A 25,398-nucleotide genomic window follows, 5' to 3' on the forward strand; every position below is an offset into this window, starting at 1 on the left:
GCCGGATCCTAGAGACAAGTTCCGGCCAACCTCTTCATGACAAATTATTCATGTAAGTCCTGTTTTACATTTAGTTACAGAACCTACTCTCACCCCCATCACAAGCCAGACAAATCAGCCGCGCTCTTCCTAGAGAATGTTTACTCTATTAATAAAACCTAATGATTAAAATGAAACACATCATTATCGCATCCGTGTTGAGCCTGTCCGCCCTGACCGCCCACGCCGCCGACAACGGCGCCTACGTGTTCGGCAATCTGGGATACAACACCAGCAAAATGAAAATGTTCGGCGATACCGGAGGCGCGCAACTGCAAAACAACAAAGCAGCCGGCACCAGCTGGGAAATCGGCGCCGGCTACCGCATCAACCCCTATCTGGCGACTGAACTGTCCTACGCCGATTTCGGCAAGATGCAAGGCGACATCTCCGGCAACGGCGACAAAACCACTGCGTCGATGGCTCTGCGCGCCGAGCGCGTGGCTGTCCTCGGCATTCTGCCGGTGGCGGACAATCTGGAAGTGTTTGGCAAACTCAGCCTGAACAATGTACATGCCAACGCCAAGTTCCAGAACTCCGAAGGGTCAGGCTCCGAAAAGAAAAGCAATGTCAAAGCCGGCGTAGGCTTCGGCGCCAGCTACGCCGTCAACAAGAACTTGTCCGTGCGCGGCGAATACGAATACATCGCCGCCCGTTACCAGGCAGGGGACGATGCCGGCCTGAAAACCAATGGCATCAATCTGTTCAAAGCCGGCCTGAGCTACCAGTTCTAATAAGCCATACCGATTGCCCGCCGCCCGGCGGGCAATTTTCATTGCCCCTCCGCCTCATCGCCGCGATGTCGCCTCTGCTACAATCTGCTCCAACTTTCTTGCGAGACAGATCCCACCATGAGCCATCCGCACAGCGACGCCGTGAAATCCTTTCTGCTGGACCTGCAAGACCGCATCTGCGCGGCGCTGGAACTGGCCGACGGCAGGGCCCAGTTCGCCGAAGACGCCTGGAGCCGCGAGGCCGGCGGCGGCGGGCGCAGCCGGGTGCTGAAGGATGGCGAGGTGTTCGAGCAAGCCGGCGTCAATTTTTCCCACGTCCACGGTGACGCGTTGCCCGCTTCCGCCACCGCGCACCGGCCGGAGCTGGCCGGCCGCCGCTTCGAGGCGATGGGCGTGTCGCTGGTGATCCATCCGTCCAATCCGCACGTGCCCACCAGCCACGCCAACGTGCGCTTCTTCATCGCGGAAAAGGATGGCGAGGCGCCGGTGTGGTGGTTCGGCGGCGGCTTCGACCTGACCCCGTATTACCCGCAAGAAGAAGACGCCGTGCACTGGCATACGGTGGCGCGCGACCTGTGCGCGCCGTTTGGCGGCGAGGTCTATCCGCGCTACAAGAAATGGTGCGACGAATACTTCCACCTGAAGCACCGCAATGAGGCGCGCGGCATCGGCGGCCTGTTCTTCGACGACCTCAACGAATGGGGCTTCGACAAGAGCTTCGCCTTCACCCGCGCGGTCGGCGACGGCTATCTGGACGCCTACCTGCCCATCGTCGCGCGACGCAAGGAACAAGCCTGGGGCGACCGCGAACGCCAGTTCCAGCTATACCGTCGCGGCCGCTACGTCGAGTTCAACCTGGTCTGGGACCGCGGCACGCTGTTCGGCCTGCAGTCGGGCGGCCGCACCGAGTCCATCCTGATGTCGATGCCGCCGCTGGTGCGCTGGGAATACGGCTACCAGCCGGAGCCGGGCAGCCCGGAAGCCAGGCTGCACACCGACTTCCTGCCGCCGCGCGATTGGGTGTGATCAGGCCGGCGTGGCTGGCGGCTTGGGAATTTGCCGCAGCCAGCGCAGCGTCCTGTCTTTCTCCTCAGGCGAGCACCCCCGGCGCGCTCCGGTAATCGTGATGACGCAGCCCTGCTCGGTCCATTGCAACTCGCTGCGCCGCCCATTTTCCTCCACGCTCATCGCAAGCCAGGCGCCAGTGCCAAACCGCGGGGCGGCGCCTGCGGCGTCCACTTTTCCCTGCACGGACAGCGTGATCTGCCGGCCATCCGCCTGATAACGGTACTCCTGACTCGCGGCGCGCTGCTCCGCGGGCACCGGCGGGGGCAACGGGGGGGGATTGCCGATTGCGGCCATCTATCTCTCCTTGTCTTATGCTTAAAAAACGCCCAGGCGATCAAAGCCCAGATTGAACTTGGCGAACAACACATGGCTACGGACGGCGCTTTCCGCTCCGCCCATTCCGGCCTGTACGCCATCCAGGCCTTGCCCCACGCCCAAATACAGCGATGAGCGCGGTGTCGGCAACCAGGTCAGCATCACTTGCCAATCCCGGCTACGCTCGCTGGCATTGAATCCGCCCGGAGCCTCGTAGCGGGATAGAGAGCGCTCTAGTTGCCACCATCTGACAATTGCGCGCAGATACAGCCTGGGGCCCCAGAAGTAATAGCCGCGCACATCATTCGCCGTTTCGCGGCTCACCTTGCTGCCCGCCACGTGGAGCTCGCGCCAGTTGCGCTGCCATTCCAGCCGCACCGACTGCCAGGGGGCGACGCTCAGATCGAACTTCCATCGCTGCTGTCGTCCCTGGCGCGCATTTTCGCGGTCGATATCCCCGCTGAACACCGCCCCACCGCTCAGGCTCCAGTGTTCGCTGGGCGCGGCCGCCGCAGCCCACTCCACACCGCTGAGCGAATAATCCTGCCCCTGAAAACGGCGCCGCTTGTCCATCAACCATACCGTGGCGTTGCTTTGACCTATGCCTGACATTGACAGCCACAACTGCGCGTTTCGCTCGATAGGCTCATCCTCCAGCGTCCGCCGCCGCGACCAATCCAGGCCGGCATCGTACTCATTGATCGCCGCGCCAGGCTGCTGCCTGAAAATGCGCTTGAGCGCCATGCCTTGCTGCTGCATGTCCACCCGGGGCATATACCCCAGGTCGGCACGGAAGTCCGGCGTGATGCGCTGCCACCACAGCTTGTTGTCCCAGTCATCCGTCGAGTAGCCCAGCCGGGCATGCCAGGCCCTGCCTGCATGGCTTTGCGCATCTCGCCACGGCTCTTCGCTGCGCGAAGCCAGCACAGAGCCGTCCACCCAGAGCGAACGACCCAACCCTGCTTTGCCATCCATGCCCAACAGCCGGTTGCTGTAATCCCCGGCCTCTCGTCCCGTCAAGGTCAGCCCGAGCCAAGCGTCGTTATTGACAACCTGGCGATAGCGCACGGCCAGGTTGCGGCTGGCCTGCTCAGTGCCGTCCATTTTCCGGTAAGCAAAATTGTTGGAGCCAAACGGCCCCGGCTGCAGCATCTGGGTATGCTTGTCATCGGCGTAAAACCAGGCGAGCGATTGCCTCTGCAGATTCAACTGCCCGGACAAGGCCAGCTCTGGCTCCCCGATCGCGCGCGAGTAAAAAGGCCGCAGCAGCTGCGCGAACGGCTGGCCGGCATCGACGAAAAAAGCCCGTTTCTCGTCATAATCGAAGGCATCGATCGCACCGCCCGATAAACGCAAGGAGTCCGACTCGATCTGCGAAAAATCCGGCCGCCAAGTCAGCGCCGCATTAAAACCGGGTCGAGGCCGCCAGTTCAGGTCAAGCCCGCCATGCCAACGATTGCTCGCTCCCATGCCGGAACCGTCGTCTCCGCGTTGGCCCAGCAAGGAAAGCCTGCCCTCAACCTGCCCCATATCCCAATCATCGCCAAGCCGGACCGGCACGGACTGCATGGCACAGACAAAACAAGAGTCACCCGGCTGCCGGGATATGCTGGATAGGCGATGCCGCACTTCCCGCGGCCACCAGCGGACCAGCTCCACAGCCCACTGCGGTTCTGTTTCCGCCGTTAACGGCAGCTGCGACAAGGGTATGCGGAAACTAGCCCGCCAACCGCTGGCTTCGCGCTCCACGCCGGACCACCACTTGCCATTCCAATCGGCGTTCCACTCCCGGCGCGCCTCGCTCCAATGCTCATCCATCTGCACACCGCCCGCCGATACGTAAAAAGCGAACGCCTCTCCGCCGGTGCGGCCCGCAGGCGCGAGCACGATGCCTACCGCATCTTCTCCATCGATGTTGTCGCGCTCCCGCGGATGGGCGCGCAGCAAAGCCATGTCGCGCTCCTCCGCCTGGAAACGCAGCCACAGAACCCCATCCTGGACCTTGAACTCCCCCCGTGTTGCCACGGCTGCCGGAATATTGACCCCCGGCTCAGTCTCGTAGGCCAGATCGAACGAACGGGCATCGGACCAATCGACAGCCAGCCCCGGGGCCTCCTCCCCTTGGACAGCACAAGATAAAAGCGACATAAGCATCAGCGCGCGCCATTGCAGGCCGCGCCTCACCCATGCCCCCCCGCATCCGCCACTGCGCACCGCTGCTTATCGCAGAATGCCCTCAACAGCGCATCGAATCGCCCTGTATCCCAGGTGCTGGATATGAAATGGCTGAACGAGGCAAAGCAAACGCTTTCGCCATTGATAAAATAGAGAATTTCCCCGAAACAGCCGCCCAATGCGCGCGTGATCGCCACACTCGCCTCGCCAAGCCAGGAAGGAATGGCGATGTCACCGCAAGGCTGGAATAAGACGCCGTCGCCCAGCACCGCGCATGCCACCGGAACGCCTTCGGGACGCTCTACAGAAAAGGTATGCCACAAGGCATCCGGCTGCTTATTCGGTTTCCAGCTGCGCGAATCGAATGGCGACTTGTACACCACAGAAGAAAAATCACGGACCTCGGGATACGATCTGCCAAACGCATAGTCATATCGCGGCGTGGCCAAAGGAAACGGCAGGCTCCGCGCTCGCTTCCACTGCAGGAATAACGGCAAATAATCCCCGCACAGCGCATACATGCCGGGACGGGAGGAACAAGACGCCACCTCGGCCAACGCCTGCCGAAAATACACCTCGATTTCCGTCTGCGCGGCCACCGCATCGCCCGACGCCAACTCAAACAGCTTCTGGCTCATGAAAAGCCGGTTGATCAGAAAGACGCCATCCGGGACGACGGCTCCTGAACGCGCGCCCCGCAGGAAAGACAGCCCGCGGTCGTCAACCTCGCATGACACGCCTGCCAGCATGTCCTCCGCCGCCAATGCTTCCAACTCCCACGCGACATCCATCCGCAGCAAGGAATTGACTACCTCATCCTGCGCATGCCGCGAGAAAAGAACTGCCATTCTTTTCATACCACGTCCTCTTTCAAGATTTCATTCAGGCATACGCGGCGCGGACATCGTCAGACATCACCCGGTACAAATCAAACAGCCAGGAAGGAGACTTGCCGCACTCGCGCAGGCAAGCATCCAGATGCTCCAGACGGAATCCGCGCGCGCATTTCGCCAGCAGGCTTTCCACCCGGCGCCTGTCGAATTCGGCGCTCGTCCGATACAACTTGAGATAAAAATGGAACAGCGCGAAGTAAATCAGAATGGCATGCGTGAACGCATTGTAAGGAATGGGGTTGCCCGACCAAGGCGAAACCGGTCGCAACTGCGCGGACTGCTCGTAAGCGACGAAAGAGCCATGCTGCAGCTCATACATCGCAAAAAAATTATGCAGCGACTCATGAATCAACGTATCCACAAGATCCACCACGGTATAGCGATCAAGCTGCGGATTCAGAATCCTCAACTCGCCGATATCGTTCGGATCGGTTTCCGCCGCCAGGATATCCAGTGAATGCTTTCTGCAAATGATTGTCCGCGTCGCATTGCGAATCAAACGCCCAGCCAAGGGGGCCGCGGCATCGATCATCGCCAGCGCGGCTTGCAGCTTGTCAAAAACCCGCTCGCGCTGTTCATCGCTGAACGCCTCGGCCGGCAATGACATTGTGCTGCTGCCTATTTCCATTCGACGGCAGATGTCGCTATCGAAATCCACCTCTATCGAATCGCCCAGCATCCGTGGCGCGCGATCCCGCTTCTCCGCGGCGGCAATGGCCTGGATCGCCGCCCGGCAACCATGCTCGTTCAGCCCTGATGTCGCCTCCTTGAGCTGATGGAATACCCAAGGATCCAATAGCGTTCGCTCATCAGGTTCGACATCGCGATTCGTCTGCCAGGCATGGTCCAAACCATTGCAGGATGCGAACCAGAAGAGCTCTCTGGTCCAAGAACGCATCTTATGCAGATGCGCGACCAGCACATCGTCCACCATAGGAGGTGTGCCCGCCTCCCATTTCAATAGGTAAAACAGCTGCGTAGCGCTCAAGTTCCAACGTCTCCAGCCTAAGAAATCAAATGGGCCACATGAAGGTGGCCCACTCTCAGTTACTTCTCGGCCTTAGGCGTCAAAGCCGCTGTTGCTGACGGATTGCAACAGCACGCCGCCGTCCTCTCCAATCAGCGATTGCTGCTGCTGTTGTTGCTGCTGTTGCTGGTTTTCCTGAGCGCCGTGGTGCACGGCTTGCTCCACCGAGGCGACCACCGTGCTCTTCGCGGCAGCTTGCGCCGGGGCAACGCTCATAACGGATGCAGCCGCCAGCAATGCGGGAATCAGTACTTTTTTCATGTATTTCTCCTAAGTTTTTCGAATTATTCACACTGTGCGCAATCAATAGCGCAAAAAAATACTAATTTATGACATATGACTAAGTCAACGAATTTCTTACTGCTTCAAACTGCATCAGTGCGGAAAGCCTTCACCCTTGAAAGTGCAATCCAGTTACTCCAGGCAAAGCAGCAAGCCGGCAGCAACGACAACTACGATCGCATCGCCATGCGCCGCCGCCAGAAGCAACGAACCCAAGCGCAAGCTTGTCTCGTCACACAGCGCACACTTACAAAGGGTGGGGGATGAGGTATCCTAGCGGATTGGTACAACCACTAAGCACACGCCATCCTCTCATTTACGATGAGCCAGACTTCCGCTATTCATCCCTGCCCCATTTCCCGCAAGATCGAGACCGCGCTATGGCTGCTGTTCGCGCTGATCTGGTTCGGCAGCCTGGGCTACCGCGGCCTGATCCATGCCGACGAGGGCCGCTACGCGACGATCTCGCTGTTCATGCTGCACAGCGGCGACTGGATCACGCCCCGCCTCAACGGCCTGCTCTATTTCGAAAAACCCATCCTGCAATACTGGATGGGGGCGTTGAGCTTCGCCGCCTTCGGCGTCAATGAATTCGCCGCCCGCTTCTGGCCGGGACTGACCGGCTTCCTCAGCGTGGCGGCGGTGTCGCTGACCGCGCGGCGGATGTGGGGAATCGACGCCGGGCGCTACGCGGCGCTGGCCGCCGGCGGCATGGCCTGGATCGTCGCCAACAGCCATTTCCTGTCGCTGGACATGGGCGTCAGCTTCTTCCTGACCGTGGCGCTGTGCGGCTTCCTGCTGGCGCAACGCGAGGAGGCCGGCCGCGAGGAAACCCGCTGGGCGATGTGGCTGGTATGGGCCTCGATGGCCGGCGCCACGCTGAGCAAGGGCCTGATCGGCCTGTTGATCCCCGGCGCCACCCTGGTGCTGTACAGCCTGGTCAACTGGCAATGGGCATTCTGGAAACGGATGCACTGGCTCAGCGGCCTCACGCTGTTCTTCGCGCTCACCGCGCCGTGGTTCGTGCTGGTTTCGGAGCGCAATCCGGACTTCGCCCACTTCTTCTTCATCCGCGAGCACTTCGAGCGCTTCCTCACCACCGAGCACAAGCGCACCGGCGCGCCGTGGTACTTCGTGCCCTATTTGATCCTGGGCCTGCTGCCGTGGACCACGCTGCTGCCGCGCATGGTCAAGGATGCCTGGACCGACCGCGCCGCCGGCCTGCGCATCGGCCGCCTGCTGCTGATCTGGTGCGTGTTCATCTTCGCCTTCTTCAGCAAGTCCAGCTCCAAGCTGCCGTCCTACATCCTGCCGATGTTCCCGGCGCTGGCGCTGATGCTGGCCCATAGCCTCAGCCGGATGCAGCCGGCCGAGCTGAAGAAACACATTCTGCTGCCTGCGCTGCTATGGCTGGCGTTGCTGGCCGCCTGGCCGTTCGCCGGCCGCTTCGCCAGCGTCGACTCGCCGCCGGACGTGATCCTGCCCTTCGCCCATTTCATCGCCGCCGGCGCGGCGGCGTTCCTGATCGCGGCGGCCTTGGCCTGGCGCGCGCTGGGGAAGAAGCGGATGCTGGCGGCGCTGGCCGCGCTGTCCTTCGGCAGCCTGATCGCGGTGACGCTGGCGGCCAGCGGCCACGACAGCTACGGCCGCCTGAAGGGCAGCAAGGAAATCGTCGCGCAGATCCAGCCCTACCTGACGCCGGATAGCGAAATCTACTCGGTCCGCTACTACGATCAGACCTTCCCTTACTATGTCGGCCGGCCGGTGACGCTGGTGGACTTCGTCGACGAGTTCGAGTTCGGCGAGGGGCAGGAGCCGCAACGCTGGATGCCGCGCCTCGAACAATTCGCCGAACGCTGGCGCGCCGCGCCCAAGGCGGTGGCGATGCTGGGCGACGACACCTACCGCGAGCTGCAAAAGCAGGGCCTGCCGATGAAGGTGATCTACCAGGATCCGCGGCGGATGGTGGTGGCCAAGCCTTAACTCCTCTCGGAGAGGGGAGTCTGTTCTGGAAATGAATGCATGAAACTGATTGAATTCGGATTGATACTGTTCGGCGTGCTGCTCAACGCCGCCGCGCAGCTGTGTTTGAAAGCCGGCGTGCGCCAGATCGGCCACTTCGACTTCTCGCTGGCCAACGCTTGGCCGACCGCCTGGTCGCTGGCCACCAACCTGCCCATCATCGGCGGCCTGTCCTGCTACGCGATCAGCGTAGTGGTGTGGATCATGGCGCTGTCGCGGGTCGAGGTCAGCGTCGCCTACCCGATGCTGTCCATCGGCTACGTGGTCAACGCGCTCCTGGCCTACTGGATGTTCGGCGAAGCGCTGGCCGCGCAAAAACTCGTCGGCATCGCCGTCATCATCGTCGGCGTGGTGCTGGTCGCCCGCAGCTGATTTTCGCAAAGGTCCGACATGGAATTCCTGCCCTTTACCCGTCCCGCGATAGACGAGGACACCATCGCCGCCGTCGGCGAAGTGCTGCGCTCCGGCTGGATCACCACCGGCCCGCGCTGCCAGCAGCTGGAGGCCGAATTGTCCGCCTTCTGCGGCGGCCGCCCGGTGCGGCTGGCGGCATCGGCCACCGCCGCGCTGGAAATGGCGCTGCAAATCGCCGGCATCGGCCCCGGCGACGAGGTCATCACCTGCCCGCTGAGCTGGATCGCCACCGCCAACGTCATCCTGAAGGTGGGCGCGACGCCGGTGTTCGTCGACGCCGATCCCGCCACCCGCAACATCGACCTGGCCAAGATCGAAGCCGCGATCACGCCGCGCACCCGCGCCATCATCCCGGTGGACCTGGCCGGCCTGCCGGTGGACCGCGACCGGCTGTACGACATCGCCCGCCGCCACAAGCTGCGCGTGGTCGAAGACGCCGCCCAAGCCATGGGCGCCAGCTGGAACGGCCAGGCCATCGGCCGCGGCGGCGACCTGGTGTCGTTCAGTTTCCACGCCAACAAGAACATGACCAGCGGCGAAGGCGGCTGCCTGGTGCTGAACAATGCGGAAGAAGCGCGGCTGTTCGAGAAACTACGGCTGCAGGGCGTCACCCGGCTGCCGGACGGCACCATGGACGTGGACGTGCTGGGCGGCAAGGCCAATATGACCGACATCGCTGCGGCGATCGGCCTCGGCCAGCTGAAACAGCTGGACGGCTTCAACGCCCGCCGCCGCGAGCTGGCCCGGCTGTATTTCCAGCATTTCGACCGCTCGCTGGGCTGCGAACTGCCGCCGGAAGACTTTGTGAACAGCAACTGGCACATGTTCCAGCCGCTGTTGCCGCTGGAGCGGATGAGCGTCAGCCGCGGCGAGTTCATCGCCCGGATGAAGGCGGAGAACATCGGCGTCGGCGTCCACTACCCGGCGATGCACCTGTTCGCGCTGTTCCGCGACAAAGGCTACGCCGAAGGACAATACCCTGCAGCCGAAGACATCGGCGCGCGCACCGTCACGCTGCCGCTGTTCCCCGCGATGAAAGACGAAGACGTGCTCCGCGTCTGCCAAACCTTCAGCGCCGCGCTGCGCGCCGTTTTACACTGAGATACATGAATACCGACATCCACCTTTCCGTCGTCATCCCGGTCTACAACGAGCAGGACGTGCTGCAGGCGCTGTTCGACCGCCTGTACCCGGCGCTGGACGCGTTGAACCTGCGCTACGAGATCGTGTTCATCAACGACGGCAGCCGCGACAAGAGCGCGGCGATGCTGGCCGACCAGTTCGCCCAGCGCCCCGACGTCACCCGCGTGGTGCTGTTCAACGGCAACTTCGGCCAGCACCGCGCCATCCTCGCCGGCTTCGAACACAGCCGCGGCGAGCGCGTGGTGACGCTGGACGCCGATCTGCAGAATCCGCCGGAAGACATCCAGCTGCTGCTGGCCGAGATGGACAAGGGCCACGACTACGTCGGCTCCATCCGCCGCCAGCGCAACGACAGCATGTGGCGCCACCTGGCCAGCCGGGCGATGAACCGCCTGCGCGAGAAGCTGACCCGGATCAAGATGACCGACCAGGGCTGCATGATGCGCGCCTACAGCCGTCGCATCATCGACACCATCAACCAGTGCAACGAGCTGCACACCTTCATTCCGGCGCTGGCCTACCAGTTCTCGCAGCACCCGACCGAGATCGTCGTCGGCCATGAGGAGCGCTTCGCCGGCGAATCCAAATACTCGCTGTACAGCCTGATCCGGCTGAACTTCGACCTGATGACCGGCTTCTCCATTGTCCCGCTGCAATGGTTCTCGCTGATGGGCATGGCGGTGTCGGCCGGCTCCGGCCTGTTGGTGGTCTACCTGCTGCTGCGCCGGCTGATCCTGGGTCCGGAAGTGGGCGGCGTGTTCACGCTGTTCGCCCTCGCGTTCTTCCTGATCGGCCTCGCGCTGTTCGGCATCGGCCTGCTGGGCGAATACATCGGCCGCATTTACCAGGAAGTGCGCTCGCGTCCGCGCTATGTGATCCAGGCGGTGCTGGAGCGGAAAGAGGGCCAGGCATGAGCCGCGCCGTCGTCTTCGCCTACCACAACGTCGGCGTGCGCTGCCTGAAGGCGCTGATCGGCCGCGGCGTCGAGGTCGCGCTGGTGGTCACCCATCAGGACAACCCGAACGAGAACATCTGGTTCGCCAGCGTGGCTCAGACCGCCCGCGACTACGGCATCCCGGTCATCACGCCGGACGATCCCAACGCGCCGGAAGTGGTGGAGCAGGTCCAGGCCTGCCAGGCCGATTTCCTGTTCTCCTTCTACTACCGCCACATGCTGAAGGCGCCGCTCTTGGAAGCCGCGCGGCGCGGCGCGTACAATATGCACGGCTCGCTGCTGCCCAAGTACCGCGGCCGGGTGCCGATCAACTGGGCCGTCATCCACGGCGAGACCGAAACCGGCGCCACGCTGCACCAGATGAACGTCAAGCCGGACAACGGCCCGGTCGTCGACCAGATGGCGGTGCCCATCCTGCCGGACGACTCCGCCGACGAGGTATTCGCCAAGGTGACCGTCGCCGCCGAAATGGTGCTGTGGCGCAGCCTGCCCGGCCTGATCGCCGGCGACGCGCCGCACGTCCAGCAGGACCTGAGCCTGGGCGGCTACTTCGGCGGCCGCAAGCCGGAAGATGGCCGCATCGACGCGCTGGCCTCGGCCGAGCGGCTGCACGATTTCGCCCGCGCGCTGACCCGGCCGTTCCCCGGCGCTTTCGCCGACACCGCCGCCGGCCGCCTGCTATTGTGGAAAACGCTGCGGGCGGGCAGCGCAGTACCGACAGAACGCGCCGAGCTGCGCTGCGCCGACGGCCGCCTGTGGCTGCATTGCGCCGACGGCGGCCGCCTGGCGGTGCTGGAGGCCGAGCTGGCCGGCCAGCCGCTGACCGCCGACAACTTCGCCGCCCGCGTCGCCGCCGACGCGCTGGCGTTGTGAACCGATTACCGAATTCGATTTTCCGCCCGCGGGCGGTTGAGGACATCCAATGAAAAAAGTACTGATCCTGGGCGTGAACGGCTTCATCGGCCACCACCTGACCAAACGCATCATCGAGACCACCGACTGGCACATCTACGGCATGGACATGCACGATGACCGCGTGGCCGAGTGGAAGGACCACCCGCGCTTCCACTTCTTCGAGGGCGACATCACCATCAACAAGGAGTGGATCGAGTACCACGTGAAGAAGTGCGACGTGGTGCTGCCGCTGGTGGCCATCGCCACCCCGTCCACCTACGTCAACAACCCGCTGCGCGTGTTCGAGCTGGACTTCGAGGCCAACCTGCCCATCGTCCGCCAGTGCGTGCAGTACAAGAAGCACCTGGTGTTCCCGTCCACTTCGGAAGTCTACGGCATGAGCCAGGACGCCGAGTTCGACCCGGAAAACTCCCAGCTGATCTACGGCCCGATCAACAAGCCGCGCTGGATCTACGCCTGCTCCAAGCAGCTGATGGACCGCGTGATCCACGCCTACGCGATGGAAGAAGGCCTGAACTACACGCTGTTCCGCCCGTTCAACTGGATCGGCGGCGGCCTGGACAACATCAACACGCCGAAGGAAGGCTCCAGCCGCGTGATCACCCAGTTCCTGGGCCACATCGTCCGCGGCGAGACCATCAAGCTGGTCGACGGCGGCCACCAGAAGCGCGCCTTCACCTATGTCGACGACGGCATCAGCGCGCTGATGAAGATCATCGAGAACAAGGACGGCAAGGCCTCCGGCCAGATCTACAACATCGGCAACCCGGTCAACAACTACTCGATCCGCGAACTGGCGCAAATGATGCTGGATCTCGCCCGTGTCTATCCGGAATACCAGCTGAACGCCGACAAGGTGCAAGTGGTGGAAACCACCTCCGGCCAGTACTACGGCAATGGCTACCAGGACGTTCAGAACCGCGTGCCGAAGATCGCCAACACCATGGCCGATCTGGACTGGAAGCCGACGGTGACGATGGCCGACGCCTTGCGCGGCATCTACGACTACTACCGCGACCAGGTGGCGGCCAGCCGCGACCTGTCGGAGTAATATCGAGCAGGCCGAACTTCGGCCTGTCGAAATGCCGCTCATTCCCGCAAGGGGTGGACGGCATTTTTCATGCCTGAACAACCCCTATTGTGTCCGCTGCGCGGACAGATATTTGTATGGCGGGGCTACCCGCCAGGCAGGTCAGGGAGCTGTCTCGCCAGCTCCCCGACACTCTGGCCTAGGGCTGCTAACGCGGCCTGCCAAGACAGTCAGTCCCGGGAAACGCCGCCGCTCATGCCATGCTCGGTATAACAAGCGGTTGATCGGCCCGCCAATTGATCCCCTTCGGCCCGTGCCGGCGAAGCAATCTTGGGCCAGGGGCTGTTAAGCCGCCGCTTTTTGATCGGCGGCGCCTGGCGCAAGACTGGTTCGCCGGGGTTTCTCGGGCCGCAGGGGTCGCCTAGGGGTGCCGGGGAGCTGGCGAAACAGCTCCCCGGCCTGCCTGGCGGGCAGCCCCGCCGTGAAAATCATCATCCGCGCAGCGGATTCCATTTCGTTCTTCCATCAAGCGGGCAATCGTTTACCCTGCTGAAAGCAGGCTCACCACACCGACAGAAACGCTCCTTCATGACTCGCCGTATCCACGTCGCGCCCTACTCCCCAACCTGGCCGCAACGCTTCCAAGCCGAGCGTCAGTCGATCCTGTTTGCCCTCGGCCCGCTAGCCGACGCCTGCGTGATCGAGCACATCGGCAGCACCGCCGTGCCCGGCCTCGCCGCCAAACCCATCATCGACATCATGCTGGGACTGCCCGCTCTCAACGACATCCCGCCGTATATCCAGGCTCTGAAATCGGCAGGCTTCCATCTTCAGCCGCAGATGGCCGCCGCCATGGCGGATCGGCATTACTTCGCCAAACCGGCCGCCCATCCACGCGCAGTCCATCTGCACGCGGTGGCGCTGGGCAGCGCCTTCCGGCGCGACAAGCTGGCCTTCCGCGACGCGCTGCGCGCCGATGAACGGCTGGCCGGGCAATATGCCGATCTGAAGCGGCGACTGGCTTACGATCACAGTGGCAACCGCGCCGCGTACACTGACGCGAAGAGCGGATTTATCGCCTCCGTGTTGGCGATGGCGGCCGGAAAACCGCACGGCAAGCCCGCCGCGCGGTAAACTCGCCAGCGATTCCGAATACTTGAACCTGCCATAACAATGAAAAAACTCGCCCTGAAGATAGACGTCGACACCTGGCGCGGCACCCGCGAAGGCGTGCCGCGGCTGATGGAGGCGCTAAAGCGGCATGACGCCGGCGCCACCTTCCTGTTCAGCCTGGGACCGGACCACACCGGCCGCGCGATCAAGCGCGTGTTCCGCCCCGGCTTCCTGTCCAAGGTGTCGCGCACCTCCGTCGTCGAACACTACGGCATCCGCACGCTGCTGTACGGCACCGTGCTGCCGGGCCCGGACATCGGCCGCCGCGAAGCGGCCCTGCTCCGCGGCGTGCGCGACGCCGGCTTCGAGGTAGGCATCCATTGCTGGGACCACATCAAGTGGCAGGATCACGTCGCCGGAAAGGACGCGGCCTGGACCCGCGCCGAGATGCACAAGGCGGCCAGGCGCTTCCGCGAAATCTTCGGCGAAGAGGCCCGCACCCACGGCGCCGCCGGCTGGCAGATCAACGACGCGGCGCTGGCCTACCAGCAGGAGCTGGGCATGCGCTACGCGTCCGATGGCCGCGGCAGCCACCCGTTCCAGCCGCTGGATGCCGCCGGCCGGCCGCTTGGCGTGCCGCAGCTGCCCACCACGCTGCCGACGCTGGACGAGCTGATCGGCCTGGACGGCCTGAGCAACGACAACGTCCACGAGCATCTGCTGAAACTGACCGAGGCCGAGACCGCCACCGGCCATGTCTACACGCTGCACGCGGAGCTGGAAGGCATGCGGCTGATGGAAGTGTTCGACCGCCTGCTCGACGGCTGGAAGCGGCAAGGCTACCAGCTGGTCAGTTGCGTCGATCTGTTCGACAGCCAGGATCTCGCCAATCTGCCGTCCGGCCGGGTGGTGATGGGAGAGATTCCCGGCCGCAGCGGCACGCTGGCGCTGCAGGCCTGAGCCATCGTCCCGAACGCCCCGCCCGCGCGGGGCGTTTCGCATGGAAGGGCTATGCTGAAAGCCTCCTCCAGTCGGAAACGCCGCCATGGACATCCTCTACGCCGAACGGCTGCTGCTGGCCAGCCTGGCCTTCCACTACGCCGTACTGATTCTCTGGTTCTGCCTGTTTTTCTTCCGCCGCGGCTGGATGTACCGGCTGCACTCCCGCTGGTTCAACCTATCCGAGCCGGCGTTCGACCTGCTCAACTACGGCGGCATCGGCCTGTACAAGATCCTGGTGTTCGTGTTCAACCTGGCGCCGCTGCTGGCGCTGTGGCTGGCATCCCGCTGACATCCGCCCCACTGGCATCGCCCAAGCCAAGCCCTTGCATCCATTCGCGGGCCGAGCCGCTCGCGCCATGGAGGACGCGGACGCCGGAAGGCGCGGGCCGACGGTGGTCTACACTTCAGCCATGTCCTTCGGTCGAGCACCGCCGATGCGCGCGCTTTGCGGCTTCCTCCTCTGCCTGGCCGGCCCCGCCGCCCACGCGATCTCCCTGCTCGGCGGCATCGCGCCGCCGTATGTTCTCGCCGCGCCGCCGGCTCAGGGCTTTGCCGTGGCGGTGGCGCAGGAAGCCGCCAGACGCCTGGGCCAACCGCTGCAAATCTCGGTGCAGCCGCTAAGCCGGGTGCTCACCATAGGCTCGGCCCAGGCCCGCGCGCTGATCGTGCCGCCCTGCCGCACCCCGCAGCGGGAACCGCTGCTGCGCTGGGTCGCTCCGCTGGTCGACGAGGAGTTTCTGCTGATAGGCCCGGCCGTCGGCAAACCGCCATCCGGCGGCGGACACATCGGCGTGGTGCGGGACTCCGTCGGCCTGGAACTAGCGAAGCAGCTGCCCGGCGCGACGATAGAATTGGCCGGCGACGAAACCCTCAACGCCCGCAAGCTGGCCGCCGGCCATATCGACGCCTGGCTGGCGGCATGGAACAGCGCCCGCTACGCCCAGCAGCAAGCCGGCCTGCCGCCGAGCGGATTGCGGCGCGGCCAGGTGCAGCTGCGTTGCACCACCTATCTGGCTGCCACCCGCAATATTCCCGAAGCCGAGCTGGCACCCTGGCGGCTTGCCATCGAGGCGATGCGGCGCGACGGCACCTTGCTGAGACTGGCCCAACGCTACGACATCGTCACGCCAACCCGGCTGCCGGCCGGGGACGCGGCGCGATAGCCCCGACGCTCCTCCGTCTCCCGCAGATACCTGCCCCAAACGCCAAGATCCCACGCGGCCGGCCAGCGCTCCTGTTCGCCAGATTGCAATATTCACAAAAGCTAAAAATGCTTAATAATTTATGACAAAATGGTCATTGATGCTCAAAACCATCATGAGGCCCGCCATGATCACGCTCAATACCGTCCGCGCCGAATCCGCGTCGTCCGCCACGCAGGCCCCCAACGCCCCGCGCCCGCAGACGGATGGCGCCGCTCCGCCGGCCGCCATCGCCGCCGCCACGGTCGGCATCTCCCCCTTGGCTCGCTTGCTGGCCGACAGCGCGCAACTGATGGAAAGCAGAGCGGCCGGCATGAGCGCCGCGGAGAGGCAAGGTCTGGCCGAGCAAGCGATGAACGAGATCAGCGGGCCCGCCTATCATGCCCGCCAGGACGAATACAACAGCCAGACGCCCAAAGGCGGCGATGCGGAACGGCTGCAACTGGCCGCCTCCTCCACGGCCTTCCTGCAGGCCCGCCAGGGAGGCGCCATGAGCGCCGCCAATCCCTTCTCCGGCCTGAGCCGCGAGCAGCTGGCCGCCATCGTCAACGACGACAGCGGACGCTATACCGTCAATGAGCGGCGCGCCGCCGACTATGCCGCTTCCGACCAGGAACAAGCCTGGCGCCGCCAGGCCGTGCAGGCCGCCCGCGCCGAATACGCAAGCACCGGCACCCGCCGCGGCTTCTTCGAAGAAGTACTGCGCCACTACCAGGGGCTGCCGCTGTTCGAACAGGCGCGCTATCCGTCCGACTACGCCGAGCAATTGCAGAACCGCATCCGCCAGGAGCCCAAGCTCGGCAATGCCGAACAAGACGACGCCCTGTGGTTCCCGGTCCGCCAGCTGGACACCCCGCCGATTTCCAACCCGCAAGCCACACAAGCATGACACTCAAGCACATTCTGACCGCGCTCGCGCTGTCGTCCGTCGCCGCCGGCGCGCTGGCCGGCCCGGCCGTCACCATCACCTTCAAGAACCTGGGCCAAAAGGACGTGACCTACCAGCCCATCGGCAAAAACGAGAACGAAACCTACGCCAACGCCGCGCCCAAGCCCATCAAGGTGGTCAAAGCCCAGTCCAGCGACACTTATCTGGTCAGCAGCCCGCTCAGCCCCGACGTCAATTACGCGATGGTCCGCTATACCGACGGCGCGCGCCGCTGCGAGTTCGGCACCACCTTCGTCAATATGCCCAAGCCGGGCGGCCTGTTGAACAATGGCGTGATTCCGAAGGTGCCGCAGTGGAACAAGACCGCCACCGGCAGCGGCGGCGCGTTCTGCAATGCCGAGATCACCTACTACAATATGGCCACGCTGGAGTGGTCGGTCGAGCTCACCATGCGTTGAGGCGCATCGCCGAGCAAACAAAAACGGCGACGGTCTCGCGACCGCCGCCGTTTTTGTTGTCGCCGGAACCGGCTTACAGCTCGCGCTTGTTCAGGAACAGGGTCAGGCTGAGCCCGCCCTCGCCATCGTTCTGCGACTGGATATTCTTCAAGGTGATGCCTGAAGGCAGCAGCACGCTGATACCGTGGCCGACGCCGTAGCGCGACAGCGTCTTCTCCAGCTGCTTGGCCACGCCCTTGGCCGGCAGCCTGGCTTCGTCGTCCAGCTCGAAGCCGTACGATTCCGCCGCGGTGCCCAGCGCCACCTCCACCTGCTCGCGCGGCACGAAGCGCTCGGCGGCGGCGGTCAGCGCCTTGGCCTGCACCTCCTCCGGCTGGCTTTCCACCAGCGTCAGCAGCTCGTCCTTGAAGCGCGCCTGCTGCATCGGATCTTCAATCTCGCCCGACAGCTGCTCGACCACGCTGGCCAGCATCTTGCTGCTGGACGCCTTGTCCGGCACCCGCAGCGCCTTCAGGAAATCGTCCAGCCAGAACTTGGCCTCGCGGCTCAGGCGGTCCACCGCGTACACCGTCGGGCCGTGCTCCAGGATCAGCGCGCCCTTGTCTATCAAACGCGGATTGATGCCGGAGGCGTGGCTGATGTCGAACACGCCGGCGCCGTCGATGATGGTGAGGAAGTCGTCTCGGATCTCGGACTTGAACACGCCCAGCGCGCGCATGTCGCGGTCGCCGTCGGACAGCCCGGCGAACTGGATCACCAGCAGGTCGCCGGCGCTGATGTTGGGATGCTGCGAACGGCCGTACAGATGCTTGGCGATGCGCTGCGACACTTCGAGAAAATCCACCTCGCCGCGGAAGAACTGACGGGTGTAATGGTAGATCTCGTTCAGGTTGAGATCGGTCTCGTGGACGAACTGGTGCTTCTTGCGATCGGAGACGATGCCCTTCAGATAGCCGTCCAGCAGCAGGCCGGAGACGGCCTCGTCCACCATCGTGGTGCGCTCGGACAGCTGCAGCGGCTCGCCGCGCGTCGGGTTGCCCACCCGGTGCACCACCATGCATTCCACTCTAGATTCCGCTATCACCATCGCCGCGCTCCCGCAAAAGAATGCGCGATTATTGTCGCGCCCCGCCGGCTTGGCAAGCGCCGCCGGCCAGACTGTCGGCGAGAAAATCCACCAGCAGCCTCACCTTGGGGCTGAGCTGGCGGTTGTGCGGGTACAGCGCCCAGATGCCCTCTTCCGGCTCCGCGTAGTCGGCCAGCACCTCCACCAGCGCGCCGCTCTCCAGGTAGGCCGCCACGTAGTAATCGGGCAGCTGCGCCAAGCCCATGCCCCGCATCGCGGCCTCGGCCAGCGGCGCGGCGGTGCTGCAGCGCATCCGGCCCTGCACCCGGAAGGTCTGCCGGCGGCCATTCACCTGCAGATGCCAGCCGTCGTTGCCGATCTGCAGGCACTGGTGCTGCAGCAGCTCCTGCGGCCGCCGCGGCGCGCCGTGGCGGGCTAAGTAATCCGGCGACGCGCAGACGTGGTGACGCCGCTGCCCCAGCTTGCGCGCCATCAGCGAGGAGTCGGTCAGGCGGCCTATCCGTATCGCCAGATCGTAGCCGTCGTGCACCAGGTCTTGCACCTGGTTGGACAGATCCAGGCTCACCTCCAGCAGCGGATAGCGCTGCATGAACTCCAGCACCAGCGGCGCGATATGGCTGTGGCCATAGGCCAGCGGCGCGGTCAGCTTCAACTGGCCTTGCGGCTCGGCCTGCAACTGCGACACCGCCTGCTCGGCGTCCGCCAACGATTCCAGCAGCTGGCGGCAGTGCGTCAAATACAACTCGCCGGCCTCGGTCAGGCTGAGCTGGCGGGTGGTGCGGTACAGCAGCCGCGCGCCCAGCCGCTCCTCCAACTGCCCCACCTGGCGGCTGACCTGGGCGATGGAGATGCCCAGCCGCCGGGCCGCCCGGGTAAAGCTGCCGCTGTCGGCCACGGCGGCGAATTCCTGTATCCCTTCCCAACTGGCCATTTTTTCTCCATGGAAAAAATCATTTACCAATCTGGCCGATTATCGACAACCGGCAAAAAAATACAATGGTCGATTACCCAGAAACCCGTCAACGTGGAAAAGGAATCGCTGATGAGCCAGGACATCATCCGCTGCAAGGCCGCCGTGGCCTGGGCCGCCGGCCAGCCGTTGAGCATCGAAGAAATTGAAGTGCATCCGCCCAAAGCCGGCGAAGTGCGGGTGAGGATGGTGGCCACCGGCGTCTGCCATACCGACGCCTTCACCCTGTCCGGCGCGGATCCGGAAGGCGTGTTCCCCAGCATTCTCGGCCATGAAGGCGGCGGCATCGTCGAATCGATCGGCCCCGGCGTCACCAGCGTGGCGGTGGGCGACCATGTCATTCCGCTGTACACGCCGGAATGCCGCGAGTGCAAGTTCTGTCTGTCCGGCAAAACCAATCTGTGCCAGAAGATCCGCGCCACCCAGGGCAAGGGCCTGATGCCGGACGGCACCAGCCGCTTCTCCAAGGACGGCAAGCCCATCTACCACTACATGGGCACCTCCACCTTCAGCGAATACACGGTGCTGCCGGAAATCTCGCTGGCCAAGGTGAACCCAGCCGCCCCGCTGGAAGAAGTGTGTCTGCTGGGCTGCGGCGTCACCACCGGCATGGGCGCCGTGGTCAACACCGCAAAAGTTAAAACCGGCGACAGCGTGGCCATCTTCGGCCTGGGCGGCATCGGCCTGTCCGCCATCATCGGCGCGCGCATGGCCGGCGCCGGCCGCATCATCGGCATCGACATCAACGAGAGCAAATTCGAGCTGGCGAAGAAGCTGGGCGCCACCGACTGCATCAACCCCAGCCATTTCGACAAGCCGATCCAGGACGTGATCGTGGAAATGACCGACGGCGGCGTCGACTTCTCCTTCGAATGCATCGGCAACGTCAAGGTGATGCGCGCGGCGCTGGAATGCTGCCACAAGGGCTGGGGCGAATCGGTGATCATCGGCGTGGCCGGCGCCGGCCAGGAAATCTCCACCCGCCCGTTCCAGCTGGTGACCGGCCGGGTATGGCGCGGCTCCGCCTTCGGCGGCGTGCGCGGCCGCACCGAGCTGCCGGAATACGTGGAACGCTATCTGAAGGGCGAATTCCGCCTGGACGATTTCATCACCCACACCATGCCGCTGGAGCGCGTCAACGAGGCCTTCGACCTGATGCACGAGGGCAAGAGCATACGCTCCGTCATCCATTACGCGCCGGTGCCGGCATGAGCGGGCTGGAGAAGATAGCCGACAACCTGGCCTTCGGCGGCCGCCAGCAGCAATGGCAGCATGACTCGGAAACGCTGTCCTGCCGGATGCGCTTCAGCGTGTTCCTGCCGCCGGCGGCCGAGCACGGCAAGCTGCCGTGGCTGCTGTGGCTGTCCGGCCTCACCTGCACCGACGAGAACTTCAGCCACAAGGCCGGCGCTCAGCGCCTGGCGGCCGAGCTCGGCATCGCGCTGGTGATGCCGGACACCAGCCCGCGCGGCGAAGGCGTGGCCGACGATCCGGCCTACGATCTGGGCCAGGGCGCCGGCTTCTACGTCAACGCCGAGCGCGAGCCGTGGCGCGGCCACTATCGGATGTACGACTACGTCAGCCAGGAGCTGCCGGCGCTGCTGCGCCGCCATTTCCCGCTGAACGGCCGCTGCGCGATCGCCGGCCATTCGATGGGCGGCCACGGCGCGCTGGTCTGCGCGATCCGCCGTCCGCAGGACTACGTGTCGGCATCGGCGTTCAGCCCGATCTGCCAGCCCACCCAGGCGCCGTGGGGCCGCAAGGCCTTCGCCGCCTACCTGGGTAACGACGAGGCCGCCTGGGCCGAGTGGGACGCCAGCCTGCTGCTGGCCGAGCGCGGCTGCCCGCTGCCGCTCAGGGTGGACATCGGCCTGGCCGACGCCTTCCTGGCCGAGCAGCTGCGCCCAGACGCGCTGCAACAGGCGGCGCGCCGCGGCGACGCGCGGCTGGAGCTGCACCGCCACGCCGGCTACGACCACAGCTACTATTTCGTCGCCAGCTTCATCGACGAGCACCTGCGTTTCCACGCCCGCCACCTGCTGGCCTGAGGCCGGATCCGGAACGCAAAAAAGCCAGGCTCGAGAGCCTGGCTTTTTTGTTTGAGTCTGGTGGAGGGAGAAGGATTCGAACCTTCGAAGGCTTAGCCGCCGGATTTACAGTCCGGACCCGTTGACCGCTGGGGTAACCCCTCCAGAGCCGCGCATCTTATCGGCTCGCAATATAACTGTCAACCATCCGCGGAAAATGGCAAGCGCGACAATCTCCCAGCCCCGGCGACTTCTGCCGTGAACCAACCGCGCAGCGCCCCGCCCATTGCCAGGAATGCCCGGCGGAATGGATAAAGCGCGCAGCAGCTTCTAGGCAAAACCAGCAAGACATCCGCCCTCCCCGGCAAGCATGCCATGGCGGAATCCAAATTTTCCCATAGCCCAGTCCTTTGCATGTCGCGCCCCCATCAGGCGAGTCGCCTGAAAATGATCACGTCATCCATTCACATTCCCCCTTGCCCTCCGTTTTCCCATTAGCCACCGCCAAAAAAATGCCGTCAACATTCACCAAGGGCTTTATCGCCGCGAAGTTGTCGCCGTCATGCTCGCCGACTCGCGCCCTTAGGCCCATCGCGGAAAAAAGATGCACAGCCATATCGATGTTTCGAACGGCCGGCAACGGCCATCCACCCGGCTTGCCGACTTCCCTCTATTGGACAATCTGTCCCCCGGCCTGCTGCGGCATATCGAACTTCACGCCGCGCCCATCAAGGGCAAGCAGCGCAAGCTGCTTTTTCTGCGCGGCGACCCGGAAGACTTCATCGGACTGGTGCTGCAAGGCAGCGTCTACCACACCCTGCAGGAGCCGGATGGACATGAGGTCATCATCGACTACTCATGTCCCGGGGAACTGGTGGGGGAGAGCGCGCTGCTGCATCCCGGCCTGCGCAACTGTACCGCCCAACTCAGCCGAGACTGCCTGCTGCTTGCGCTTCACCGGCAGCATTTCCGCGATCTGCAGAACGATCCGCTGCTGATGTCCCGCATCCAGCAACAACTGTGCAGGCGGCTGCAACGCATCAGCAGCTTCGTCGAAACCGTCTGTCTGTATCGGCTGGAAGCCAGGCTGGCCCGCCACCTGCTGACTGAAATCGACCAGCACGGCCATCCTGGCCCCGATGGCCCCACTCTTCCATTGACCATCAATCAAACCATTCTGGCGGCCATGCTCAACGCCAGCCGCCCCCGGCTGAACGCGCAATTGAAGCAATGGCAGCGCGCAGGGCTGATCCAGCTCACCCGCCATGCGCTGAAAGTGTGCGATCCGGCCCGGCTGCGCCAGATCGCCCAACACTCAAATTAGTCCAAATAAGTATTTTTAATAGAAAATATATTCAGATGTCACAAAGGTAACAGATCAATTTCCGCGCCTTCGCCATCCTGCAATCCCGATTGTCATGACATGAATGGATGGCGAAATGCTGAACCACAATACGGTTTCTCCTTCCGACCTCGGCCGCTGCCTGGAGCCGGTGTGGCGCGAGGTCTACTCCAAACTGCAGCGCCGGGCGCGTCATTTGTGCAAAGGCGATGTCCACCGCGCCGACGAGCTGTTGTCGGATACCGCCCTCAAGGTCCATCTCTACCTTCAGCATTCGCCGGGCAAAGTGCAGAACCTCGCCGGCTTCCTGTTCCTGGCGCTCAACCACGCCTTCCTGGATTTCGTCCGCCGGCAGCGTCGGGAAATCCGCGTTCTGGATCCGGATGCCGACCTGGACAGCGATTCGATACATGCGCGCGCGGGCAGCGCGCCCACCCCGGAGCAGTGGCTGACTTTGCAACAGCAACTGGCTCGGCTGGAGGAAATCGTCCACGCCTTGAAACCGGAGCAACAGCGCTTGTTTCAACTGAAGTTCGAACAGGACCTGCCCTACCCGCAAATCGCAGCGCAGCTGGGCATCAGCGAAACGCTGGCCCGCAAGCGGGTGGAACTGCTGCGCAAGGCGCTGCGCAAGCAGCTGGAAACCGGTTTCACGGCGGCGGCGAACGGCCGTTCCTCAAGCAAGCATTCAGCGGTTAACCGTAAGCAAAGGATTGCAGCGCCATGACTAATCCGTTCCCCGCCTCGCTCCCCGGCATCCTGGCTCTATGCGCTTTGTTGGCGCTGCTGCTGGAGCGAATGCTCATCGTGATTCCTTCCCGCGCCGCCTTGAAGTTGCCGCTATTCGACCTCTGCTGCATCGGCGCCGCCTTCCTGCTGTGCGATCTGCTGCAATTGCGCCCAGTCGCCGCGCTGCAACCGGCCTTACTGCCCGCGGCGGCGGATAGCGGCCTGGCCGCCTTGCTCGTCGCGGGCATGGCCTTATTGCTGAGGCAGGCGTCTGGCCGAGAAAAAACAATGCCGCGCCCTGCAGCGCCTCCCCCGCGTCGCGCCTTCCGGCTCGGCAATCTGACCACGTCGCCGTACCACGCTCCCCCGGGCCGGGGAGCGAAGAAATGACAGCCACGCTGGGCAGGCTGATCAGCGGGCTGAAGCGAGCCGTGATCGAGGCGCAGCGCAGCGTCTGCCATCAGCACATCGAGGAGCTGCAGCAGTTCTTCGTGCCGGATCAAGAACAAGACCCCTCGCTCAGTTTCCCGGAAGGCGCCTGGACCGCCCGCATGGTGGGCATGAACGTGCCGCGCGAAGTCAGCCGCAACGGCGCCATCGCGCTGGAGCATCACGAAGTGCAGGTGCCGCTGATCACGCTGCTGCCGCTGAAAAGCTTCGCCATCGAACGGGTCGAGATACTGACCACGCTCAACCTGGCGCTGGCCGAACCATCGGATGGCGAGGAAAACGGCGACGCGGCCGACGTGCTGGTTTCCATGCGCCGCCAGGACGAACAGACCGCCGAGCTCAAGATCGTGATCCAGGGGCTGGAGCCGCCAGCCGGCTATCAGCGCGTGGTGGCCGCCTACGAAAAGCTGCTGAACGCCCAGTTGCCCACCTGAACCTCATAAGAAAGCCAGGAGAAAACCATGCCCAACCCATCCGACGACGCGCTGCTGAGCATGGCCCAGCAGTTTTCCGGCCTGCCGATGAAAGCACTGATAGGCGGCCCCTTGCAGGCGGCTGTCCAGGCCCAGCACAGCCTGGCGTTGACCCAGACCCAATCCATGCTGGAAAGCGGCTTCAGCCGCGTCATCGGCAGCGACGGCAAACTGGCCGGCTACCGGCCGCTGACCGTCGCCATCGAACTCTCCGCCGGACGCCCGCCGGAGAATGGCGCGCCGGCGCAATCGGCGCTGACGCTGAACCTGCCGGTGCTGACCCTGCTGCAACTGCCGGCGCTGGCCATCCGCTCGGTGGACATCGCCTTCGACATGGAGGTGAAGTCCAGTTTCGAACGCGCAAGCGACGAACAAAGCGCCAGCAAGCAGGAGGCCGACGCCAGCTGGGACGGGCGCGCCGGCTGGGGGGCGTTCGGCGTGGAGCTGAAAGGCTCGGTCACCCATTCATCCTCCCAATCGCGCGCAGACAAACAGGGCAGCAGCCAGGACAACAACGCCCACTACCACGTGGAGATCAAGGCGGAACAGCAAACCATGCCGGAGGGCATCAAGCTATTGCTGCAAGCGTTCGCCAGAAACATGGAAGCCTCCCCGCAGCCCATAGGCGCCAAATCCTAGCCTGG

28 protein-coding genes and 1 tRNA gene are annotated in these 25,398 nt (G+C 64.0%); 21 read left to right on the forward strand and 8 right to left on the reverse strand.

Features of this window, described 5'->3' with window-relative positions:
* Positions 1-170: 170 nt before the first annotated feature.
* The gene (locus tag ACX17K_RS03875; protein WP_493773773.1) at positions 171-773 is read left to right on the forward strand and encodes an outer membrane beta-barrel protein; all 603 of its coding nucleotides are present in this window, start codon (positions 171-173) and stop codon (positions 771-773) included.
* A gap of 117 nt (positions 774-890) precedes the next feature.
* Positions 891-1,799, forward strand: a complete 909-nt coding sequence (gene hemF, locus ACX17K_RS03880) for an oxygen-dependent coproporphyrinogen oxidase (protein ID WP_493773774.1) — start codon at positions 891-893, stop codon at positions 1,797-1,799.
* Here the strand turns inward: hemF and ACX17K_RS03885 are convergent, their stop codons facing one another.
* The 5 genes from ACX17K_RS03885 to ACX17K_RS03905 form a co-directional block, all read right to left on the reverse strand.
* The gene (locus tag ACX17K_RS03885) at positions 1,800-2,135 is read right to left on the reverse strand and encodes a hypothetical protein (protein WP_493773775.1); all 336 of its coding nucleotides are present in this window, start codon (positions 2,133-2,135) and stop codon (positions 1,800-1,802) included.
* Between the two features lie 21 nt (positions 2,136-2,156).
* Entirely contained in the window at positions 2,157-4,310 is a 2,154-nt protein-coding gene (locus ACX17K_RS03890; protein WP_493773776.1) for a DUF5916 domain-containing protein, read from the reverse strand.
* 26 nt (positions 4,311-4,336) lie between these two features.
* Complete coding sequence (locus ACX17K_RS03895) at positions 4,337-5,188, reverse strand: hypothetical protein (protein ID WP_493773777.1); 852 nt, start codon at positions 5,186-5,188, stop codon at positions 4,337-4,339.
* Positions 5,189-5,213: 25 nt separating this feature from the next.
* Complete coding sequence (locus ACX17K_RS03900; protein WP_493773778.1) at positions 5,214-6,212, reverse strand: hypothetical protein; 999 nt, start codon at positions 6,210-6,212, stop codon at positions 5,214-5,216.
* A gap of 72 nt (positions 6,213-6,284) precedes the next feature.
* A complete protein-coding gene (locus ACX17K_RS03905; protein ID WP_493773779.1) occupies positions 6,285-6,512 on the reverse strand; it encodes a hypothetical protein in 228 nt (75 codons plus the stop codon).
* Positions 6,513-6,854: 342 nt separating this feature from the next.
* Between ACX17K_RS03905 and ACX17K_RS03910 the strand changes: the two genes are divergently transcribed.
* The 12 genes from ACX17K_RS03910 (at position 6,855) to ACX17K_RS03965 (ending at position 17,676) form a co-directional block, all read left to right on the forward strand.
* Positions 6,855-8,516 (forward strand): phospholipid carrier-dependent glycosyltransferase, encoded by a 1,662-nt coding sequence (locus tag ACX17K_RS03910; protein WP_493773780.1) that lies wholly within the window; start codon positions 6,855-6,857, stop codon positions 8,514-8,516.
* Positions 8,517-8,555: 39 nt separating this feature from the next.
* Entirely contained in the window at positions 8,556-8,927 is a 372-nt protein-coding gene (locus tag ACX17K_RS03915; RefSeq protein ID WP_021476900.1) for an SMR family transporter, read from the forward strand.
* Between the two features lie 18 nt (positions 8,928-8,945).
* The gene (locus tag ACX17K_RS03920; protein ID WP_493773781.1) at positions 8,946-10,070 is read left to right on the forward strand and encodes a DegT/DnrJ/EryC1/StrS family aminotransferase; all 1,125 of its coding nucleotides are present in this window, start codon (positions 8,946-8,948) and stop codon (positions 10,068-10,070) included.
* A gap of 5 nt (positions 10,071-10,075) precedes the next feature.
* Positions 10,076-11,026, forward strand: a complete 951-nt coding sequence (locus ACX17K_RS03925) for a glycosyltransferase (protein ID WP_231150024.1) — start codon at positions 10,076-10,078, stop codon at positions 11,024-11,026.
* Positions 11,023-11,940 carry a formyltransferase gene (locus ACX17K_RS03930; RefSeq protein WP_493773782.1) on the forward strand — a complete coding sequence of 306 codons (918 nt, stop codon included), beginning with the start codon at positions 11,023-11,025 and terminating at the stop codon, positions 11,938-11,940. Before ACX17K_RS03925 ends, ACX17K_RS03930 begins: the two co-directional genes overlap by 4 nt.
* 49 nt (positions 11,941-11,989) lie before the next feature.
* Positions 11,990-13,033: a bifunctional UDP-4-keto-pentose/UDP-xylose synthase gene (locus ACX17K_RS03935; protein WP_231150022.1), complete on the forward strand. Its 1,044-nt coding sequence runs from the start codon at positions 11,990-11,992 to the stop codon at positions 13,031-13,033.
* 309 nt (positions 13,034-13,342) lie between these two features.
* Entirely contained in the window at positions 13,343-14,146 is an 804-nt protein-coding gene (locus ACX17K_RS03940) for a GrpB family protein (RefSeq protein WP_493773783.1), read from the forward strand.
* Between the two features lie 39 nt (positions 14,147-14,185).
* Entirely contained in the window at positions 14,186-15,085 is a 900-nt protein-coding gene (locus ACX17K_RS03945; RefSeq protein ID WP_347370895.1) for a 4-deoxy-4-formamido-L-arabinose-phosphoundecaprenol deformylase, read from the forward strand.
* An 85-nt stretch (positions 15,086-15,170) separates the two neighbouring features.
* Positions 15,171-15,416, forward strand: a complete 246-nt coding sequence (locus tag ACX17K_RS03950) for a DUF6868 family protein (RefSeq protein ID WP_493773784.1) — start codon at positions 15,171-15,173, stop codon at positions 15,414-15,416.
* 145 nt (positions 15,417-15,561) lie between these two features.
* Positions 15,562-16,290, forward strand: coding sequence for a substrate-binding periplasmic protein (locus ACX17K_RS03955; RefSeq protein ID WP_493773785.1), 729 nt, complete (start codon positions 15,562-15,564; stop codon positions 16,288-16,290).
* Positions 16,291-16,456: 166 nt separating this feature from the next.
* Positions 16,457-17,218 (forward strand): hypothetical protein, encoded by a 762-nt coding sequence (locus ACX17K_RS03960; protein WP_493773786.1) that lies wholly within the window; start codon positions 16,457-16,459, stop codon positions 17,216-17,218.
* Positions 17,215-17,676: a hypothetical protein gene (locus tag ACX17K_RS03965; protein WP_493773787.1), complete on the forward strand. Its 462-nt coding sequence runs from the start codon at positions 17,215-17,217 to the stop codon at positions 17,674-17,676. Before ACX17K_RS03960 ends, ACX17K_RS03965 begins: the two co-directional genes overlap by 4 nt.
* 73 nt (positions 17,677-17,749) lie before the next feature.
* Here the strand turns inward: ACX17K_RS03965 and ACX17K_RS03970 are convergent, their stop codons facing one another.
* Positions 17,750-18,763, reverse strand: coding sequence for a nucleoid-associated protein (locus tag ACX17K_RS03970; protein ID WP_231150014.1), 1,014 nt, complete (start codon positions 18,761-18,763; stop codon positions 17,750-17,752).
* A 28-nt stretch (positions 18,764-18,791) separates the two neighbouring features.
* Positions 18,792-19,694, reverse strand: coding sequence for a LysR substrate-binding domain-containing protein (locus tag ACX17K_RS03975; RefSeq protein ID WP_231162348.1), 903 nt, complete (start codon positions 19,692-19,694; stop codon positions 18,792-18,794).
* A gap of 111 nt (positions 19,695-19,805) precedes the next feature.
* On the opposite strand from ACX17K_RS03975, the gene ACX17K_RS03980 reads away from it, so the two are divergent.
* Complete coding sequence (locus tag ACX17K_RS03980; protein WP_493773788.1) at positions 19,806-20,945, forward strand: S-(hydroxymethyl)glutathione dehydrogenase/class III alcohol dehydrogenase; 1,140 nt, start codon at positions 19,806-19,808, stop codon at positions 20,943-20,945.
* 5 nt (positions 20,946-20,950) lie between these two features.
* Positions 20,951-21,781, forward strand: coding sequence for an S-formylglutathione hydrolase (gene fghA / locus ACX17K_RS03985; RefSeq protein WP_493773998.1), 831 nt, complete (start codon positions 20,951-20,953; stop codon positions 21,779-21,781).
* A 58-nt stretch (positions 21,782-21,839) separates the two neighbouring features.
* Here the strand turns inward: fghA and ACX17K_RS03990 are convergent.
* Positions 21,840-21,925: transfer RNA gene (locus ACX17K_RS03990), tRNA-Tyr, on the reverse strand.
* Between the two features lie 439 nt (positions 21,926-22,364).
* Here ACX17K_RS03990 and ACX17K_RS03995 point away from each other — a divergent pair.
* The 5 genes from ACX17K_RS03995 to ACX17K_RS04015 all read left to right on the forward strand — a co-directional run bounded on the left by ACX17K_RS03995 (position 22,365) and on the right by ACX17K_RS04015 (position 25,393).
* Positions 22,365-23,084: a Crp/Fnr family transcriptional regulator gene (locus ACX17K_RS03995; protein ID WP_493773789.1), complete on the forward strand. Its 720-nt coding sequence runs from the start codon at positions 22,365-22,367 to the stop codon at positions 23,082-23,084.
* Between the two features lie 115 nt (positions 23,085-23,199).
* Positions 23,200-23,829, forward strand: a complete 630-nt coding sequence (locus ACX17K_RS04000; protein WP_493773790.1) for an RNA polymerase sigma factor — start codon at positions 23,200-23,202, stop codon at positions 23,827-23,829.
* Positions 23,826-24,221, forward strand: a complete 396-nt coding sequence (locus tag ACX17K_RS04005) for a hypothetical protein (protein WP_493773791.1) — start codon at positions 23,826-23,828, stop codon at positions 24,219-24,221. Before ACX17K_RS04000 ends, ACX17K_RS04005 begins: the two co-directional genes overlap by 4 nt.
* Entirely contained in the window at positions 24,218-24,715 is a 498-nt protein-coding gene (locus ACX17K_RS04010) for a DUF2589 domain-containing protein (RefSeq protein ID WP_493773792.1), read from the forward strand. Before ACX17K_RS04005 ends, ACX17K_RS04010 begins: the two co-directional genes overlap by 4 nt.
* Before the next feature lie 27 nt (positions 24,716-24,742).
* Positions 24,743-25,393, forward strand: coding sequence for a DUF2589 domain-containing protein (locus ACX17K_RS04015; protein WP_493773793.1), 651 nt, complete (start codon positions 24,743-24,745; stop codon positions 25,391-25,393).
* Positions 25,394-25,398 lie beyond the last annotated feature (5 nt).

This window comes from Chromobacterium sp. INPA-IVC (genome assembly GCF_059047085.1).

What these genes read in the sequence shown, in the direction of transcription:
- ACX17K_RS03875 (WP_493773773.1), top strand. Translation starts at nt 171, where the DNA reads ATGAAACACATCATTATCGCATCCGTGTTGAGCCTGTCCGCCCTGACC.
- hemF (WP_493773774.1), top strand. Translation starts at nt 891, where the DNA reads ATGAGCCATCCGCACAGCGACGCCGTGAAATCCTTTCTGCTGGACCTG.
- ACX17K_RS03885 (WP_493773775.1), bottom strand. Translation starts at nt 2,135, where the DNA reads ATGGCCGCAATCGGCAATCCCCCCCCGTTGCCCCCGCCGGTGCCCGCG.
- ACX17K_RS03890 (WP_493773776.1), bottom strand. Translation starts at nt 4,310, where the DNA reads ATGCTTATGTCGCTTTTATCTTGTGCTGTCCAAGGGGAGGAGGCCCCG.
- ACX17K_RS03895 (WP_493773777.1), bottom strand. Translation starts at nt 5,188, where the DNA reads ATGAAAAGAATGGCAGTTCTTTTCTCGCGGCATGCGCAGGATGAGGTA.
- ACX17K_RS03905 (WP_493773779.1), bottom strand. Translation starts at nt 6,512, where the DNA reads ATGAAAAAAGTACTGATTCCCGCATTGCTGGCGGCTGCATCCGTTATG.
- ACX17K_RS03910 (WP_493773780.1), top strand. Translation starts at nt 6,855, where the DNA reads ATGAGCCAGACTTCCGCTATTCATCCCTGCCCCATTTCCCGCAAGATC.
- ACX17K_RS03915 (WP_021476900.1), top strand. Translation starts at nt 8,556, where the DNA reads ATGAAACTGATTGAATTCGGATTGATACTGTTCGGCGTGCTGCTCAAC.
- ACX17K_RS03920 (WP_493773781.1), top strand. Translation starts at nt 8,946, where the DNA reads ATGGAATTCCTGCCCTTTACCCGTCCCGCGATAGACGAGGACACCATC.
- ACX17K_RS03925 (WP_231150024.1), top strand. Translation starts at nt 10,076, where the DNA reads ATGAATACCGACATCCACCTTTCCGTCGTCATCCCGGTCTACAACGAG.
- ACX17K_RS03930 (WP_493773782.1), top strand. Translation starts at nt 11,023, where the DNA reads ATGAGCCGCGCCGTCGTCTTCGCCTACCACAACGTCGGCGTGCGCTGC.
- ACX17K_RS03935 (WP_231150022.1), top strand. Translation starts at nt 11,990, where the DNA reads ATGAAAAAAGTACTGATCCTGGGCGTGAACGGCTTCATCGGCCACCAC.
- ACX17K_RS03945 (WP_347370895.1), top strand. Translation starts at nt 14,186, where the DNA reads ATGAAAAAACTCGCCCTGAAGATAGACGTCGACACCTGGCGCGGCACC.
- ACX17K_RS03950 (WP_493773784.1), top strand. Translation starts at nt 15,171, where the DNA reads ATGGACATCCTCTACGCCGAACGGCTGCTGCTGGCCAGCCTGGCCTTC.
- ACX17K_RS03955 (WP_493773785.1), top strand. Translation starts at nt 15,562, where the DNA reads ATGCGCGCGCTTTGCGGCTTCCTCCTCTGCCTGGCCGGCCCCGCCGCC.
- ACX17K_RS03960 (WP_493773786.1), top strand. Translation starts at nt 16,457, where the DNA reads ATGATCACGCTCAATACCGTCCGCGCCGAATCCGCGTCGTCCGCCACG.
- ACX17K_RS03965 (WP_493773787.1), top strand. Translation starts at nt 17,215, where the DNA reads ATGACACTCAAGCACATTCTGACCGCGCTCGCGCTGTCGTCCGTCGCC.
- ACX17K_RS03970 (WP_231150014.1), bottom strand. Translation starts at nt 18,763, where the DNA reads ATGGTGATAGCGGAATCTAGAGTGGAATGCATGGTGGTGCACCGGGTG.
- ACX17K_RS03975 (WP_231162348.1), bottom strand. Translation starts at nt 19,694, where the DNA reads ATGGCCAGTTGGGAAGGGATACAGGAATTCGCCGCCGTGGCCGACAGC.
- ACX17K_RS03980 (WP_493773788.1), top strand. Translation starts at nt 19,806, where the DNA reads ATGAGCCAGGACATCATCCGCTGCAAGGCCGCCGTGGCCTGGGCCGCC.
- ACX17K_RS03995 (WP_493773789.1), top strand. Translation starts at nt 22,365, where the DNA reads ATGCACAGCCATATCGATGTTTCGAACGGCCGGCAACGGCCATCCACC.
- ACX17K_RS04000 (WP_493773790.1), top strand. Translation starts at nt 23,200, where the DNA reads ATGCTGAACCACAATACGGTTTCTCCTTCCGACCTCGGCCGCTGCCTG.
- ACX17K_RS04005 (WP_493773791.1), top strand. Translation starts at nt 23,826, where the DNA reads ATGACTAATCCGTTCCCCGCCTCGCTCCCCGGCATCCTGGCTCTATGC.
- ACX17K_RS04010 (WP_493773792.1), top strand. Translation starts at nt 24,218, where the DNA reads ATGACAGCCACGCTGGGCAGGCTGATCAGCGGGCTGAAGCGAGCCGTG.
- ACX17K_RS04015 (WP_493773793.1), top strand. Translation starts at nt 24,743, where the DNA reads ATGCCCAACCCATCCGACGACGCGCTGCTGAGCATGGCCCAGCAGTTT.